This window comes from Shinella sp. AETb1-6 (assembly GCF_009826875.1).
Lineage (GTDB): Bacteria > Pseudomonadota > Alphaproteobacteria > Rhizobiales > Rhizobiaceae > Shinella > Shinella sumterensis.
In genome coordinates this window covers 113,445-129,167 of sequence record NZ_WUMM01000009.1, presented here as the reverse complement: position 1 = coordinate 129,167, position 15,723 = coordinate 113,445, and the positions used below count along the sequence as shown (strand labels likewise).

At 60.5% G+C, this 15,723-nt stretch carries 14 protein-coding genes; 8 read left to right on the top strand and 6 right to left on the bottom strand.

Translation table 11 applies throughout. The annotated features are described in order from the left end of the window. Positions 1-7: 7 nt before the first annotated feature. From GR158_RS17140 to GR158_RS17105, 8 genes are all read left to right on the top strand, one after another. A complete protein-coding gene (locus tag GR158_RS17140) occupies positions 8-2,236 on the top strand; it encodes a trehalase family glycosidase (RefSeq protein WP_160871926.1) in 2,229 nt (742 codons plus the stop codon). Between the two features lie 383 nt (positions 2,237-2,619). Beyond that, on the top strand, positions 2,620-3,696 hold the full coding sequence (locus GR158_RS17135) for a PotD/PotF family extracellular solute-binding protein (protein WP_160871925.1): 1,077 nt from the start codon (positions 2,620-2,622) through the stop codon (positions 3,694-3,696). Next, complete coding sequence (locus GR158_RS17130; RefSeq protein ID WP_160871924.1) at positions 3,686-4,600, top strand: ABC transporter permease; 915 nt, start codon at positions 3,686-3,688, stop codon at positions 4,598-4,600. Before GR158_RS17135 ends, GR158_RS17130 begins: the two co-directional genes overlap by 11 nt. Positions 4,601-4,610: 10 nt before the next feature. Then, on the top strand, positions 4,611-5,390 hold the full coding sequence (locus GR158_RS17125) for an ABC transporter permease (protein WP_134650200.1): 780 nt from the start codon (positions 4,611-4,613) through the stop codon (positions 5,388-5,390). Continuing rightward, complete coding sequence (locus GR158_RS17120; protein WP_160871923.1) at positions 5,377-6,426, top strand: ABC transporter ATP-binding protein; 1,050 nt, start codon at positions 5,377-5,379, stop codon at positions 6,424-6,426. The genes GR158_RS17125 and GR158_RS17120 overlap by 14 nt, the downstream gene beginning before the upstream one ends. 2 nt (positions 6,427-6,428) lie before the next feature. Beyond that, the gene (locus GR158_RS17115; RefSeq protein ID WP_160871922.1) at positions 6,429-7,034 is read left to right on the top strand and encodes a cysteine hydrolase family protein; all 606 of its coding nucleotides are present in this window, start codon (positions 6,429-6,431) and stop codon (positions 7,032-7,034) included. A gap of 44 nt (positions 7,035-7,078) precedes the next feature. Continuing rightward, on the top strand, positions 7,079-7,567 hold the full coding sequence (locus GR158_RS17110) for a MarR family winged helix-turn-helix transcriptional regulator (protein WP_160871921.1): 489 nt from the start codon (positions 7,079-7,081) through the stop codon (positions 7,565-7,567). Between the two features lie 38 nt (positions 7,568-7,605). Further along, positions 7,606-9,939, top strand: coding sequence for a beta-glucosidase (locus GR158_RS17105; protein ID WP_160871995.1), 2,334 nt, complete (start codon positions 7,606-7,608; stop codon positions 9,937-9,939). A 145-nt stretch (positions 9,940-10,084) separates the two neighbouring features. Here GR158_RS17105 and GR158_RS17100 read toward each other — a convergent pair whose 3' ends face one another. The 6 genes from GR158_RS17100 to GR158_RS17075 form a co-directional block, all read right to left on the bottom strand. Further along, on the bottom strand, positions 10,085-11,161 hold the full coding sequence (locus GR158_RS17100; RefSeq protein ID WP_160871920.1) for an ABC transporter ATP-binding protein: 1,077 nt from the start codon (positions 11,159-11,161) through the stop codon (positions 10,085-10,087). Next, a complete protein-coding gene (locus GR158_RS17095) occupies positions 11,158-11,958 on the bottom strand; it encodes an ABC transporter permease (protein WP_160871919.1) in 801 nt (266 codons plus the stop codon). Before GR158_RS17095 ends, GR158_RS17100 begins: the two co-directional genes overlap by 4 nt. A 2-nt stretch (positions 11,959-11,960) precedes the next feature. Next, positions 11,961-12,812 carry an ABC transporter permease gene (locus GR158_RS17090; protein WP_160871918.1) on the bottom strand — a complete coding sequence of 284 codons (852 nt, stop codon included), beginning with the start codon at positions 12,810-12,812 and terminating at the stop codon, positions 11,961-11,963. 69 nt (positions 12,813-12,881) lie between these two features. Then, a complete protein-coding gene (locus GR158_RS17085; protein WP_134652769.1) occupies positions 12,882-13,892 on the bottom strand; it encodes an ABC transporter substrate-binding protein in 1,011 nt (336 codons plus the stop codon). Between the two features lie 29 nt (positions 13,893-13,921). After that, positions 13,922-14,251, bottom strand: coding sequence for an NIPSNAP family protein (locus GR158_RS17080; RefSeq protein WP_160871917.1), 330 nt, complete (start codon positions 14,249-14,251; stop codon positions 13,922-13,924). Positions 14,252-14,256: 5 nt separating this feature from the next. Further along, complete coding sequence (locus GR158_RS17075) at positions 14,257-15,720, bottom strand: aldehyde dehydrogenase (RefSeq protein WP_160871916.1); 1,464 nt, start codon at positions 15,718-15,720, stop codon at positions 14,257-14,259. Between the last annotated feature and the right edge of the window lie 3 nt (positions 15,721-15,723).

The following is a 15,723-nucleotide window of genomic DNA, read 5'->3' as shown; positions in this document are numbered from 1 at the left end:
CGGAACCATGCCAAAACATATGACCGTCCCCCTGATGCGCGCTTGGAACAGCTGGTCCGATCGCCCGGCCGAAATGGTTTTCCTGCCGCTTGGCGTGCGTATCACACCGGTGCTCTATTCAACCCGCAGCAAGACGACCTCGGCCATCGAACCGCGCCACAACCCGGTCCGGCTGGGCCGGCATACCATAGACGGGTCACTGATCGAACTCGAAACCGACCACACCGGAACAACGATCGCCTTCTCGACGACCAAAACCGACCCGTTTGCCGTTCGCGGAAGCTGGGAAGGAACGGTTTCCGCCGAATGGGGTCTGCGGTTCTGGCTGACGCTGGCGATCTCCTCCGATGGCGGCGAGGTCGGTGTCCACGATGCCGGGCGCAACACCACACTCCTGAAGGTCGGCACGCGCTTCGTCGCAGTCGTGACGGCTGAAGCGCCGGTCCATGTCACCGGTCATGATACGATCGATGCCCTGCGCGCCGACTTCGAGGAAAATGGCTATTTCTATACGGCGACGCGCCGCAACGAGGCGCCGGTGATCGCGCTGCGGTTCAATCTGGAAATGATGCGCAAGGGCGCCTATGCCGCCGCTGTCGCCGACAGCGCCGACCTTGCCGTCGAGAAAGCCAAGGCGTGCCTTGCCGGCGGCACGGCTCCGGCCAAGACGGAAGCCCAGAGTGGTGCATTTAGAGGTTCCCTCGACGCAGTGCGCGACGTGGTCGCGTGGAACACAATCTGGGACGACACCAATGCGCGGCCCTATACGGCTGTAACGCGGATCTGGAATCTCGGGAAATTCGCCGTCTGGTACAATGATCAGCTTTTTGCGGCTCTTCTGGCCGGCGTTTTCGATGCGGATCTGGCACGCGAAAACATGGCGACCGCCATGGCCAGCGCCACACCTCAGGGCAATATCGCCTGCATCGTCACCTCAAACGATGCCTGGGTCGATCGCAGCCAGCATCCGAACGGCGCCCTTGTCGCTTGGCAGCTCTATCAGCGAACCGGCGAACGCTCGATGATCGCGGCAAGCTACGACGCCCTTGCCCGCAATCAACGCTGGTGGTGGGAGAACCGCGATCCGGATTCCTTCGGGCTCTTGTCTTGCGGGACGTCAGACGTGGGCGAAGGTCTTTACAAGGGTACGGCTTTCGGTGCCCGCAACGAGACCGGGATGGACAATTCCGCGACCCATGACGAGGCGGTCTACGATCCGGTTACCCGCACGCTGTCCACGTTCGATCTCGGCCTGAACTGCGCAGCCGCGCTCGATGCCGAAATGCTGTCCAAGATGGCAACGGTGCTCGGCAAGCATGATGATGCCCGCGAATTTGCAGATATCGCCGAACGCAGCCGCAAGCTGATCTCGGAAACGCTCTGGGACGAAACACGTGGAATCTTCGCCAACCGCCAGCGTAGCGGCGGTTTCGTGCGCTCGCTCTCGCCAACCAGCTTCTATCCGATGCTCTGCGGCGCAGCCACGCCAGAACAGGCTGCACGTCTGCTTGAACACCTGAGCGACGAGAGGACATTCGGCGGAGACTTCGTGCTGCCGAACGCGACCCGCGATGACCCTGCCTTCGGTGATAATGTCTATTGGCGCGGACGCATCTGGCCGAACGTCAACTACATGGTCTGGCTTGGCCTGCGCCGCTATGGGTTCCATGCGCGGGCGAGCAAGCTTGCCGACCAGAGCTACGCGCTTTTCATGAAATCCTGGAGCAAGGACCGTATCGCCTCGGAAAACTACAATGCGGTCACAGGCGAGGCGATGGATCAGGGCGACACCGATCCATTCTATATCTGGGCCGCTTTGCTGCCTCTGATGGCGACAGGTGAAATCGTGGATTTCGATCCTTGGACAGGATGGACGATCCACAACGGCGGCAAGGACCTTTCTATCGGACCGATGCTGTCGCCCGCGGGAACTTTGAACATTACGATCGACGCCGGCCTGCTCTCTATGACGCTGAATGACCGCGTCGTGATGCAAACCGACCTGCAGACAACGTTTTCCCGAATCGACGTCGGGCCAACGGCCTTTTCCTGTGCCATTTCGCCGGTCTCGAAAGCGGGCGCCATTATCCTGCCGAATGTCTCCGCGCGCGCGGTGGCGAGCGTGTGGGTCGATGGCGACGAGGTGGATTATACCACAAGCCACGATGGTATCCGCGTGAACATCGCCGAAAGCGCGCAGGCTCGGCATTTCCGGGTCTATTTTTTATCGGCATGAACACGCGTGGGGGGGTAAGAAGCGCTTGACAGGCAGAAAATCCTGCCCAATAGTTTGTACACAAATAAAAACGAAAAGACTGATAAAAGACCAGAGGGTTTGAACTAAGGATCGCGATGGGAGTTTGATACTCTCGCTTGAGGTCTGCATAGCAGATAGTATTGCATCGTCGTTTCGGAAAGACGTTCCGCTATCGTGCGGAGCGTGGATTCGTTCGTCCCGAAATACTCGGTTGCAGCATTCTCATTCCCTCTGTTTTGTTTGTACACAAACATAATTGTGCGCCTGCAAGGCGCCTTCTACCGTCGGCCTTGCCGATTCCATTGTGGTCGTTGACCAAGTCACGATCATCGCAACTGTGTATTTACGAGAGGGGTGCCAACATGACTGAGCTTACCAAACGCAATGTATTGAAACTGATGTCCGCGGCACTTGTAGCCGCCAGCGCATTTGCAGCGCTCCCGGGCATGGCTTTTGCGGCCGGCACCATCACGGTCCTGAACTGGCAGGGCTATGGCACCGACGAAGCCTGGTCGATCAAGGCCTTTACCGAGAAGACCGGCATTGAAGTCGTTCACGACTATTACAGCTCGGAATCGGAAATGCTGACCAAGCTGCGCACCAATCCCGGCGCTTACGATTTGGTCGTTCTCAATGCAGCGCGTTGCGCACAGGCGATCGCCGAAGACCTTCTCCAGCCGATCGATTTCAGCAAGGTGCCGAACTCGAAGACGGTCGACAACGCATTCCTGACCAATCCGAACTTCAGCAAGGACGGCACGGGCTATGCGGTTCCGTGGGTGTGGGGAATGACGTCGCTGGCAATCCGCGACGGCATGCCGGTTCCCGACAGCTACGCCGCTCTCGCTGATCCTGCCTACAAGGGCCGCGTTGCCTTCGATGACGACGCCATCATCAATGTTGGCATCGGCGCCCTCATGACCGGTCAGGACATGAACGACCCCAAGGATCTGGCTGCCGTCATCGAAGCGCTGAAGTCGATCAAGCCGAACGTCAAACTGCTCTGGTCGACCGAAGATCAGTGGAACAAGTCTTTCGCGGCCAAGGAATTCGATCTCTCGGTATTCTGGTCCGGCGGTTCCGTGCGTTCGAAGCGCAATTCCAAGCTCCCGGTGACCTTTGTCGTTCCCAAGGAAGGCGCAGTCGGCTGGGTTGACGGTCTCGGCATCCCGGCGTCGGCCCCGAACCCCGAAGGTGCGCTTGCCTTCGCCAACTGGATGATCGATCCAGCCTTCTATGTGGAATGGGCAACCAAGGTCGGCGCGCCGGCATCCGCAAACACCGCCGCCATCGACGCACTGCCCGCCGACGATCTTAGCCGCCAGGTGCACAAGGCCGAATACCTGAAGACAATGAGCATCATGTCGGCCTTGCCGGATGATCGCCGGGAAGCCTTCAACAACATCTGGCAGGAAGTGAAAGCCTTCTATGCGGAATGACCAGCTGACACTGGCGCCAGCGCGCGGACCTTCCGGTCCGCGCAACGGGCGCGCACTGCCGCCATGGGTTTCGACCACGGCACTCCTGATGCCGACATATGGCTGGCTGACGATCGCGGTATTCCTGCCGCTTCTGACGATGTTCGCGTTCAGCTTCCTGTCGGCGACCCCGATGGGCAAGGCGCCGATCGTTTTCACGTTGAAACAGTACCGGGCCTTCTTCGACCAGCCCTATCTGGTGGGCATCGGCATCACATCGCTGCTGATCGGCCTCTGGACGACGCTGATCTGTGCCATCCTGGGCTTTCTGGCCGCCGTCGCGCTGGTGCGCTCGACATTCGGCAAGACGCGCGAAATGCTGCTCATCCTCATTCTCCTGCCGTTCTGGACGAACGGCCTGGTCCGCGTCTTTTCATGGACGATGGTGCTCCGGGAAAACGGCTTCCTCGACAGTCTGCTGCATATGGTTGCGCCGGATGCCGGGTCGATCGGGTTCCTCTATACCCGCTATGCGATCGTGGTCGGCCTGGTTCACGGTTACCTGCCCTACATGATCCTCACTTGCTATATCGCGCTCGTGACGATCGATGACGCGATCATCGAAGCCGCAGCCAGCCTAGGGGCGCGCTGGTGGACCATCCTTTTCAAGATTCTCCTGCCACTTGCGGCCCCCGGCCTCATCTCGGGCGCAGTCCTGACCTTCGTTCCGGTCATCGGGTCGTTCATGGAACCCCGAATTCTCGGCGGGCGTGTCGGCGTGACAATGGGAACGGTGATCGAGGACCAGTTCACACAGGCTTTCAACTGGCCACTGGGCGCATCCCTGTCCTTCACGCTTCTCGCTGTCGTGCTCGCAATCTTTGCAACCTTCTCCGGCGTCCTGCGCCGTGGCACAGCGGCGTGAGGAGACGATCATGAAATCACTTGGCCGTTTCTATCTCATCGCCACCCTGGTCTTTCTCTACACGCCCATCCTCGTGATGATGGCCATGGGTTTCAATGAATCGCAACTTTACGAACTGCCCTTCACGTTCTCGACGCGTTGGTACGATGCGCTCTGGAACAACAAGATCCTGCTGACGGCAGGCATGAACAGCATCATCATCGCGCTGATCACGTCTGTCGTTGCAACGGCGCTCGGAACCATGGCGTCGGTGGCGCTCTCGCGGCGGACGTTTCGCGGCAAGAGCCTGCTACAGCTCATGCTTTTGCCGCCGATCGCCATTCCGTGGCTGATCACCGGCACGGCCATGCTGATCTTCTTCTACTGGAGCGGGATCGGCCGGGGCATGCATGCGCTGTTGATCGGCCATGTCGCGCTTGCCATTCCCTATGTGGTTCTGGTCGTCGGCACCGGTTTCCGGACCATCCGCGCCGATCTCGAAGAAGCGGCGATGAGCCTCGGCTCGACGCCGGTGCATGCCTTCTTCTCCGTGACACTGCCGCTGCTATATCCGAGTATTCTGGGCGCTGCCCTGTTTGCCTTCGCGGTGTCGCTCGACCAATTCGTGATTTCCTACTTTCTCGCAACGCCCGGCTATACGACGCTGCCGGTGCAGATCTACTCCTCGATCCGCAAGGGCTTCACCCCTGAAATCAATGCGATCTCGACCGTGCTCCTGCTCGGCTCGATGACCGTGATCCTGATTTTTGCGCGCTTTGCCAAGCCCGGAGACACCCGTGACAAACGTTAAAGTCAATTCTGTCGCCAAGACCTACGGAACCACACCGGTTCTCGCCAATATCACCACCGAATTTGCGGAAGGCTCCTTCACAAGCCTCCTCGGCCCCTCCGGGTCGGGCAAGACGACATTGCTGCGCATCATTGCCGGCTTCATCAAGCCGGACCAGGGCTTGGTAATGATCGGTAACAACGATGTCACGGATGTTCCTGTCTGGGGTCGCAATATCGGCATGATGTTCCAGTCCTATGCGCTCTTCCCGCATATGACCATTGCCCAGAACGTCGCCTTCGGCCTCGAACGGCGCGGCATCAGGGGCGCAGAGGCGCGCAGGCAAGTCGACCGCGCGCTCGAAATGGTTCGTCTTCCCGGCTTCGGCGACCGCACACCAAAACAGCTTTCCGGCGGTCAGCAGCAGCGTGTGGCATTGGCCCGCGCCATCGTGATCAAGCCGAGCGTATTGCTTCTCGACGAACCACTATCGGCGCTCGATCGCAGGCTGCGCCAGGAAATGCAGGTCGAGTTGCTGCGCATCCAGCGGGAAAGCGGCCTGACGACCATTTTCGTGACCCATGACCAGGAAGAGGCGCTGACCCTTTCGGACAAGGTGGCCATTCTCGACAAAGGCCGCATCGTGCAGATCGGCGAACCGGAAACGGTTTATGAAAAGCCGCTGACGCGGTTTGCGGCCGAATTCCTCGGCGATTCCAACTTTCTCACCGGCACGGTCGAAGGCGGCGCCGTTCGCCTCGCCGATGGTTCCCTGATCAAGAGCACGAGCATATTGCCCACGACGGGCTCCACGGTCACGCTTGCAATACGCCCCGAGAAAATGGCGATCGCGTCGGGCAGTACCGCTGAAAACAGCATCAAGGCGCGCATCACCACCGTCATCTACGCCGGTCCCGTCCTGTCCTATCATCTGGAGACGGCCGATGGCCTGCCGCTCAAGCTGTTCGCCCAGAACCGCGACGGCACGGTCCTGAAGGAAGGCGACGAGATTTCGCTCACCTGGTCGGCGCAGCACACGGTCGCGGTGGCGGACTGATCATGGAAACCACGGCATTCTCGAAAAACACGCTGCACCTCGCTATCGACATGCAACGCCTCTTTGCCGAGGAAACCGTGTGGTACACGCCGTCGATGGCGGATATTCTTCCGAACGTGCTGAAGCTCTGCAAAGCACGCCCGCAGGAGACCCTCTATGCCCGTTTCATCGTCCCGCAGAACGCAGGCGCCGCGACAGGCCGGTGGAAGACTTATTATGAACGATGGTCGTCCGTCACACGCGATGCAATTGATCCCGCCATGCTGGATCTGATGGTACCGCTGGTAGGACTTGCCGATGAGAGCAACACCATCGACAAGGCGACCTATTCCATCTTCGGTTCGCCCGGCTTTGACGAACGCCTGAAAGCTTCGGGCGTCGATACGCTGATTTTTTCCGGCGTCGAGACCGATGTCTGCGTCTATGCCAGCGTCCTTGATGCCGTCGACGCCGGCTACAGGGTCATCCTTGCCATCGACGCGCTGACAAGCAGCGATCAGGCGGCGCATGATGCGGTCATGACCCATCTGGTCCCAAGGCTTTCGGAACAGGTTGAAACCTTGTCCACGCAGGCCATTCTGAATTTGTGGCGAGATGAGGCAGTATGACGGGGCGTCAAATCCCTGGCAAAAGGCGAAGGTCGAGAGATCCGATGGACGTTCCGTTCAAAGACAATACCAGCTCTGATGATGGCAGCCCGTCTTCGGCGTCCGGCGTCGGCGATCAACACGCCCAATATATGCTTGGCGAACAGATCGGCTTTTATCTGCGCCAGGCCAACCAACGGCACGTGGCCATTTTTGCCAGCCTGATCTCCGAGAAGCTGACGACAACCCAATGGGCGGCGCTGGTCAAGCTCAAGGATCTCCAGCCCTGCTCCCAAGGCAATCTAGGCCGCGAAACCGCGATGGACATGGCGACCATCAAGGGGGTCGTGGACCGCCTGGTCAAGCGAGGGCTCGTTCATACCGCGCCGGACCCGACTGACGCCCGCCGCCTTGTCCTCACCTTGACCGCCGAAGGGGACGCAACGGTCAGCCGCAATCTGTCGATTGCGTTGCAAATCTCGCAGGAAACCCTGGGCACGCTCTCCCCTGCCGAGCGCATGATGTTGATGGAATTGCTCCGGAAAATCTGTTGAGCCGCCTCGCGCTTCCCACAAGACTTGAAAGCTCCCTCATGTTCCAGCCGACGGACAACGAAATCATAACGCTTGTCGATCAGATGACGGCGGTCGAGAAGGTCGATCTTCTCAGCGGTCGCGGGCTTTGGAAAACCGCCGGCATCGAGAGGCTCGGCATCCCGTCGATCGTCATGACCGACGGTACGTCTGGCGTCCGATATTCGACCACGCAGATCGATGCTGGCGACAGCGATGAGAACAGCCTCCAGGCATTCCTGGGACTCGTCAACCAGCAAGCTGGTGACGGAAGCGGAATGTTCGGCACGACGCGGCCTGCAACCTGCTTTCCAAACGGCAATCTGCTTGGCTGCTCCTGGGATGTTGACCTCGCCTATCGCATGGGCACGGCGCTTGCCGCGGAGTGCCAGAACTTTGGCGTACATCTCCTGCTCGGGCCGGGCATCAACACCCGCCGCACGCCACTCGCCGGCAGGGCCTATGAATATTATTCGGAAGATCCGGTCATCAATGGTGATCTCGCCGCTGGGCTGATTTCCGGACTTCAGGACGGTGGTGTCGGCGCCTCGCTCAAGCATTTCGCCTGCAACAATTCCGAAATCGACCGAACCACGACAAGTTCTGAGGTCGATGAACGGGCCTTGCGTGAAATCTACCTCGCCGGTTTCGAGCGTGCGATCGAAAAGAGCGGGCCATGGACCGTCATGAGTTCCTACAATCTGCTCAACGGCGTGCAGGCGGCCGAAAATCATTGGTTGCTGACCAAAGTGCTTCGTGACGAATGGGGGTATGACGGGCTGGTGCTCTCCGATTGGCACGCCATCAAGGACCGTGCCGCGTCCTTGCGCGCCGGAACGGTGCTGGACATGCCGGAGAGCAAGCCGCGCAAGCAGCAGTTGCTCGCTGCGATCGAAACCGGTGACGTCGAACTCGACGCTGTGGACGCAGCCTGCAAGGCGCTCCTGAAGTTCATACGCCTGTGCAAAGCCAACGAACGGCCGGACACAACCGTCGACCTCGATGAACATCACCGGCTCTCGCGCCAGCTTGCGGCGGAATCAATTGTACTTCTGAAGAACCAGGGCAGTATCCTGCCACTGGATCCCAAGGCATTACGCCGTCTCCTTATCATCGGCGACAGCGCCCTTGAGCCAATCATCCAGGGCTCGGGATCTGCTACGACCAATCCTTACCGCGTCGATTGTCCATTGACGCAGATCACCGAACGCGCCGGTGCAGGATTCGATGTCCGTCATCTGCCGTCCGAAAGCGCCCCAAACGCCGCTGTTGAGGCGGCACGGGACGCCGATGTCACGATCGTCTTTGCCGAAAATGAGAAGAGCCGCCACGGCGAAGGCAATGACCGTGACACGCTGAGGCTCGCTGCGGGCCAGGCCGCAATCATTCAGGCGCTGGCTGATGCGGGGCGAAGCGTTATCGTCATCTTGTCCATGCCAGATGCTGTGGAAGCGCCGTGGATCGACGGCGTCGATGCCGTGCTGGCGTGTTTTTATCCCGGTCAGGGCGGCGGTGAAGCTATCGCCCAGATACTGTTCGGTGAAAGAAACCCCTGCGGCAAGCTGTCGGTTACCATGCCGGTGCGCATCGAAGACATTCCAGGTTGGCATACCTATCCGGGCGAACATGGCCGCCACTTCTACAGTGAAGGGATTTTCGTCGGATACCGGTTCTACGATCTAAAGGCGATAGAGCCGCTATACCCTTTTGGTCACGGCTTGAGCTACACGACCTTTTCCTATGAAGACATGACACTCGATACCGACGTCGCTACACCGGGCACCCATTGCACCGCTCGTGTCACTGCGCGAAATACCGGCGCGGTCGCGGGCAAGGAAATTGTTCAACTCTACATCCGTCCGGTCAAGCCCGGTTTGAAGCGACCAATCAGGGAGCTCAAAGCCTTTGCCAAAGTGCATCTGTGTCCCGGCGAAGCGAAAACCGTGACGTTTGCGCTCAGTCCACGCGATTTCCAATATTACGATACCACGCGCTCCACATGGGTTCTGGATGCCGAAGCCTTCGTGATCGAGGCCGCCGCCTCATCGCGCGACATCCGCCTTAGCCGAACCCTGGCCTGCCATCGCCAGACATTTCTGCCATCAAACCTTTCCCCGGATTCGCCGCCAGCGCTGATCTTTTCCCATCCGCAGGCGGATACGGTGTTACGCGAGTTCCTGGCAGCAAAACTCTCCATCACGGATAGCGAGGCAATCGCGCTTTTGGACAAGGTTCGTGGCTCATTCCTTGGGTTCTACGATACACTCAGCTGGTTCATCGGCGATACCGTTGCGAAAGAAGATATTTGTGTCCTGCTAGAGGGTCTGAACGAAGCGGTCCATAAATCGGAGTAAGTCTAAAATCCGCCGTCGGTAAGCTCGGTGTTTATTGCAGCACCTCGCGGCGCAGTATTTATAAAACACTGTGATTATTCTACGCTGTAGGTCGGGCTGCACATGGACAAACTGCCAGGACCAAGCTCCCAGCGGGATGTTCGGGTCAGGCGAAGGCGTGCGCGGAGGCGGTGTCGAAGGTCAGCCAGGCCTGCTCACCTCTCGCAAGGCTCAAGATCGCTTCATGCCCGAACGGTAAGCGCACGGCGAGATCGACACCTGCCGGTGTCGCGGTGCTGACTTCGACATTGTTGCCGAGGAATGTGATATCCCGCACCGTCACGCTTATCCCGGAAGGAACAGCGGCGCGCGACAACGAGAGCCGTTCCGGGCGCAGCATCAACGATGCCTTGCCGTTCGCTGCCGACCCCCCGTGCAACGGCACGCCTTCCACCATGACGCCATCGCCGAGCGAAAGCCTGGCCTTGCCGGCATTGCTTTGAACGACGGTCGCTTCGAGAAAATTGCTATCGCCGATGAACCCGGCCACAAAGCGGGTCGCCGGATTGGAATAGAGTTCCGGCCCTGTCCCGATCTGGTCGATCTCCCCCTGGCTGAACACGGCGATGCGGTCGGAGAGACGCAAGGCCTCCTCCTGGTCGTGCGTTACATAGAGAATGGTCACGCCGGTCTCGTGATGGATGCGACGGATTTCGAACTGGATTTCCTCACGCAGCTTCTTGTCGAGCGCCGAGAGCGGCTCGTCCATCAGGAGCACCGGCGGATTGTAGACGAGCGCGCGAGCGAGCGCCACGCGCTGCTGCTGGCCGCCGGACATCAGCGCCGGCATGCGATCCTCAAAGCCTTCCAGACGTACGAGCTTCAGCGCGGCCTTGACGCGTTCGGCGATCTCCGCCTGCGGGCGGCGGCGGATGCGCAGCGGGAAGGCGACATTTTCGCCCACGGAAAGATGCGGGAAGAGCGTGTAGCGCTGGAACACCATGCCGATATTGCGTTTGTGCGACGGCGTCGACAGCAGGCTTTGGCCTCTCAGTAGAATGTCGCCGCCCGACGGATCCTGGAAGCCGGCGAGGATATAAAGGGTCGTCGACTTGCCGGAGCCGGATGGGCCAAGAAAGGTCATGAACTCGCCTTCAGCGATATCCATGCTGACATTCTTCACGGCGGTCACCGGGCCGTAGGACTTGCGGATGCCGCGGATGCTGAGGAAGGGCTGGGTCATGCTTTGCGTCCCTTGCGGAAGAGCGCCGCGACGATCATCAGAAGGATCGTGAAGGCGATGAGCAGTGTGGAGGCGGCGGCGATGACAGGCGTCAGGTCCTGCCGTAGCGTCGTCCAGATTTTTACGGGCAGGGTCTGCAATGTCGGGCTCGCCATGAAGATCGCCAGCACCACTTCGTCCCAGGAAGCCAGGAAGGAGAAGACGGCAGCCCCGAAGATGCCGTGGCGGATGGCCGGGACTGTGACGCGCAACCGTGCTTCCCAGGGATTTGCACCACACAGGATGGCCGCATCCTCAATCGAACGATCGAATCCCGCGAGCGCGTTACCGATCGAGATGATCGAAAAGGGCAACGCGATCAGAAGATGCGCGATGACGAAGGCGATGGTCGTGCCGGCAAGCCCTAGTTTCAGAAACAACGCATAGAGAGCGACGGCGAGAACGACGACGGGCAGGATCATCGGCGTCAGGAACAAGGCGCGCAGGAAATCCCGGCCGGCGAAGCGGCCGCGATCGAGTCCGAGTGCGGCGAGGAAGCCGATCACCACGGACAGGACCGTGACCATCGCCGCGATCTTCAGGCTGGTCAGCGCCGAATAGAGCCAACGCGGATCAGCGAAGAGATCCTGATACCACTTGAAGGTCCAGGATGGGGGTGGGAAGATCAGCCACTGGGACGAACCGAACGACAGGGCCGCGATGAAGACGATCGGCAGGATGAGAAAGAAGCAGACCAGCACCACGAGAGCGACAAGAAAGGTCTTGAGACCGCCGAGTTTGTCGAAGTCGAGCAACACGATTACTTCCCCCGTGCTGGATTGAAGTAACGAAGCTGGACGGCATAGAGCACGAGCGTGACGACGAGCAGCACCAGGGCCGCAGCGCCTCCCATGCCCCAGTTCACCAGCGACTGGACGAACTGCGCGACGAGTTCGGCGAGCATCATGTTCGACGTCCCGCCCAACAGCGCGGGCGTAACGAAGTAGCCGAGCGACATGACGAAGACCATCAGGGCACCGGCGGCGATGCCGGGCAGCGACAGTGGCAGCAGCACGCGCAGAAAACACTGCATCTTGCCGGCTCCGCAGAGGGCAGCAGCGCGCAGAATGGCGGGATCGATAGTGCGGATGACGCCCATCAGCGGCAGGATGACGAAGGGCAGCATGATATAGGTCATGCCGATGGTGACACCGACGAGATTGTTGACCAGCGCCAAGGGCGTATCGATCAGGCCGAGCCCCATCAACGTCTTGTTGATGACGCCGGTGCGCTGGAGCAACACCATCCAGGCATAGGTGCGTGCAAGCAGGTTCGTCCACATCGAAAGAACGATGATCGCCAGTACGATGCGCGACCACCGTTCCGGCATGATGGCGAGCAGCCAGGCGACGGGATAACCGATGACGATCGACACGAGCGTGACGATGCTGGCGACCATGAAGGTGTTCAGGAAGACACGCAAATAGGTCGTCGACCCCAGCAGGGCCTCGTAGTTCTGCAGGCCGACTTCCGGTTCCAGCACACTGCGCATCAGCAGCATCAGCACCGGCACGATGAAGAAGAAGGCAATGAGCAACAAGGCCGGCAGGAGATAGCCGAGCGTGCTCTCGCGCTTTGTTTTGACGGCGCCCGTCGCTACCGTATCAGACATGGTCGATCATCCAGTGTGTCGAGAGGCGGACCGGCAGACGCCGGCCCGCCGTCGTCTTGGGAGGCTGCGTTACTTCGCCTGCCAGGCGTACCAGCGCGTGCCGATCTCGTCGCGATGCTCCGCCCAATAGGTCATGTCGGCGTTGACCTGGGTGTCGGCCTGCATGTCGGGCAGCGACTTGCGCAGTTCGGCATCCATGAGCGTGTTCGAATCGAGGTTCACAGGCGCGTAACCGGTCGCCGTGGCGAACTGGGCCTGGGCGGCGTCGCTCGTCGCCTGCGCGATGAACTTCATCGCCGCGTCCTTGTTCTTCGCGCCCTTCGGCACAACGAGGGAGTCGGCGGCGGTGATGTTGTTCGTCCATGATGTTTCGACGGTGACGCCCGTTTCGGCGAGTGCCGTCAGGCGGCCGTTCCAGAACGAGCCGAACGGCGCTTCGGCGGACGCGAGAAGCTGCTGCGACTGGGCGCCGCTATCCCACCAGACAATGTCAGCCTTGATCGTGTCGAGCTTCTTGAACGCGCGGTCGAGATCGAGCGGATAGAGCTTGTCGGCCGGCACGCCGTCGGCAAGCAGCGCCGCCTCCACGACACCCGGCGCGGACCACTTGTAGAAGGCGCGCTTGCCTGGGAATTTCTGGGTGTCGAACAGGTCCGCCCAGGTCTGCGGGCAGGCTTCGACGGCGTCCTTGTTGCAACCGATCACGAAGGAATAATAGAAGCTGCCGACCGAATAGTCGGTAACGAAGCGGGGATCGAGCTTGCTCTTGTCGATGACGGAGAAATCGAGCTTTTCAAGCAGCCCGGCATTGCCGGCCTGCACGGCATAGTCACCCTCGACGTCGACGACGTCCCAGGTCACGTTGCCGGCTTCGACCATGGCTTTGATCTTGCCGTAGTCCGTCGGGCCGTCCTGCGTGACGGCGACTTTGCTTTCCGCCGTGAAGGGATCCGCCCAATAGGTCTTCTGTGCGTCCTGTGTGGTGCCGCCCCAGCTGGTGAAGACCATGTCCTGCGCGGCCACGCTGTTCGAGAAACAGAAAGAAGCCGAGAGGAGCGCTATAGCAATCTTGTATTTCATGTTCCCTTTTCCTTGTTGTTTGTAACTGTTCAGGCTTGCGTCGTTCCGCCGATCGGCGAAAAAGCCGCCGGCGTCATGATCTTGTTGTCCGCGGTGACGATGAGGTCGCGAATCTTCGGCAGGAACGCCTGCCAGTCCGGGTCGGCGGCAAGGCGCGCGCGACGGGCTTGCCGATCGTCGAGGCTTGCAAAGCTCCAGATGTGGACGATCTCGTTGATCGGCCCGATCTCTGAGGCGAAGTAGCCGACGAGATTGCCGAGGTGCCTCTTCTGGATCGCGATGCCGGTTTCGCCGACCACCTTGAGATATTCGGGAATGCCGCCGTTCTTCAGTCTGTAGGTGCGGATCTCGACGAACATGGCCGTCACCGCATCACAAAGGGATCGGGGATCGGATCGTCCGACGTCCGTAGCCACACGGTCTTCGTCTTTGTGTAGTCGAGTGCCGCAGCAAGCCCGCCCTCACGCCCCTGCCCCGACTGGCCGTATCCCCCGAAAGGCGCGATGGGCGACACCGCACGATAGGTGTTGACCCAGACGATGCCGGCGCGGATGCGCTTGATCATGCGGTGGGCACGCGCGAGGTCGCGTGTGAAGACGCCCGAGGCAAGCCCGTAAGGCGTCGCATTGGCAAGCTGCACCGCCTCCTCTTCCGTCGTGAAGGAGAGGACGGACAGCACCGGCCCGAATAGCTCGGTCTCCAACGAGGCGGCGGAAACGCCGTCGCAATCGAGAATGGTGGGCTTGTAATAGAAGCCGCCCCCCTCGCCTGACCTGCCTCCTGTAACGAGCTTCGCACCAGCCGCAAGCGAGGTGGCCACGACCGTCTCGATATGATCCCGCTGCCGCCTGGTGCAGAGCGGGCCGACTTCCGTTGCCATATCGAGCGGCGAACCGATGCGGATGGCCTCTGCCTTCGTCTTCAGGATGGCGAGGAACCGGTCCTTCACTGACGCCTCGACGATCAGGCGCGAGCCTGCCACGCAACTCTGCCCCGTCGCGGCGAAAATCCCGGCGACCTGCGCGTTGGCAGCACTTTCCAGATCGCAATCGGCAAACACGATGAAGGGTGACTTGCCGCCGAGCTCCAGCGAGGTGGTCGCAAGGTTTTCCGCTGAATTGCGCACAACGGCTGCCGCCGTTCCCGGACCGCCGGTAAAGGCGATATGGTCGACACCGGGATGACGGGTCAGCGCACTGCCGCAGGTCGCGCCGAAGCCCGTCAGGATATTGACGACACCTGCCGGGAAGCCCGCCTCGTGCACGAGGCGCGCGAACTCGAGAAGCGGTGCGGGACCGTCTTCCGACGCCTTGACGACCAGCGTGCACCCGGCGGCCAGCGCCGGGCCGACCTTGACGGCGGACAGGAAGAGCTGGCTGTTCCACGGCACGACCGCGGCCACGACGCCGATCGGCTCGCGCCGCGTCCAGACATCCATGTCCGCCTTGTCGATGGCAAGCGTGGCGCCCTCGATCTTGTCCGCGAGCCCCGCATAATAGCGATAGTAATCCGCGACATAGGCGATCTGCGCGGACGTCTCGCGTATGATCTTGCCGGTGTCGCGGGTCTCGAGTTCGGCTAGCTTCTGCGCATTGGCCTGCACGAGATCGGCCAGTTTGTAGAGGAGCTTACCGCGGGCCGTCGGCGTCATGGCCGGCCAGGCACCGATCCACAGTGCGCGCTGCGCGGCTTTTACGGCGCGGTCGACATCGTCTTCGCGAGCTTCGGGCATCGCGGCCCAGACGGTACCCGTCGCGGGGTCGATCGAGTCGAACCGCCCCGCACCATCTTCAAAAGCTCCATCGATATATTGCTGAAAGCTCTGCATGGC

Bases quoted from the DNA above. Each gene is read 5' to 3' on its own strand.
- GR158_RS17110 (WP_160871921.1), top strand. From the start codon at position 7,079: ATGGACGTTCCGTTCAAAGACAATACCAGCTCTGATGATGGCAGCCCG.
- GR158_RS17130 (WP_160871924.1), top strand. From the start codon at position 3,686: ATGCGGAATGACCAGCTGACACTGGCGCCAGCGCGCGGACCTTCCGGT.
- GR158_RS17140 (WP_160871926.1), top strand. From the start codon at position 8: ATGCCAAAACATATGACCGTCCCCCTGATGCGCGCTTGGAACAGCTGG.
- GR158_RS17105 (WP_160871995.1), top strand. From the start codon at position 7,606: ATGTTCCAGCCGACGGACAACGAAATCATAACGCTTGTCGATCAGATG.
- GR158_RS17075 (WP_160871916.1), bottom strand. From the start codon at position 15,720: ATGCAGAGCTTTCAGCAATATATCGATGGAGCTTTTGAAGATGGTGCG.
- GR158_RS17090 (WP_160871918.1), bottom strand. From the start codon at position 12,812: ATGTCTGATACGGTAGCGACGGGCGCCGTCAAAACAAAGCGCGAGAGC.
- GR158_RS17115 (WP_160871922.1), top strand. From the start codon at position 6,429: ATGGAAACCACGGCATTCTCGAAAAACACGCTGCACCTCGCTATCGAC.
- GR158_RS17085 (WP_134652769.1), bottom strand. From the start codon at position 13,892: ATGAAATACAAGATTGCTATAGCGCTCCTCTCGGCTTCTTTCTGTTTC.
- GR158_RS17125 (WP_134650200.1), top strand. From the start codon at position 4,611: ATGAAATCACTTGGCCGTTTCTATCTCATCGCCACCCTGGTCTTTCTC.
- GR158_RS17080 (WP_160871917.1), bottom strand. From the start codon at position 14,251: ATGTTCGTCGAGATCCGCACCTACAGACTGAAGAACGGCGGCATTCCC.
- GR158_RS17100 (WP_160871920.1), bottom strand. From the start codon at position 11,161: ATGACCCAGCCCTTCCTCAGCATCCGCGGCATCCGCAAGTCCTACGGC.
- GR158_RS17135 (WP_160871925.1), top strand. From the start codon at position 2,620: ATGACTGAGCTTACCAAACGCAATGTATTGAAACTGATGTCCGCGGCA.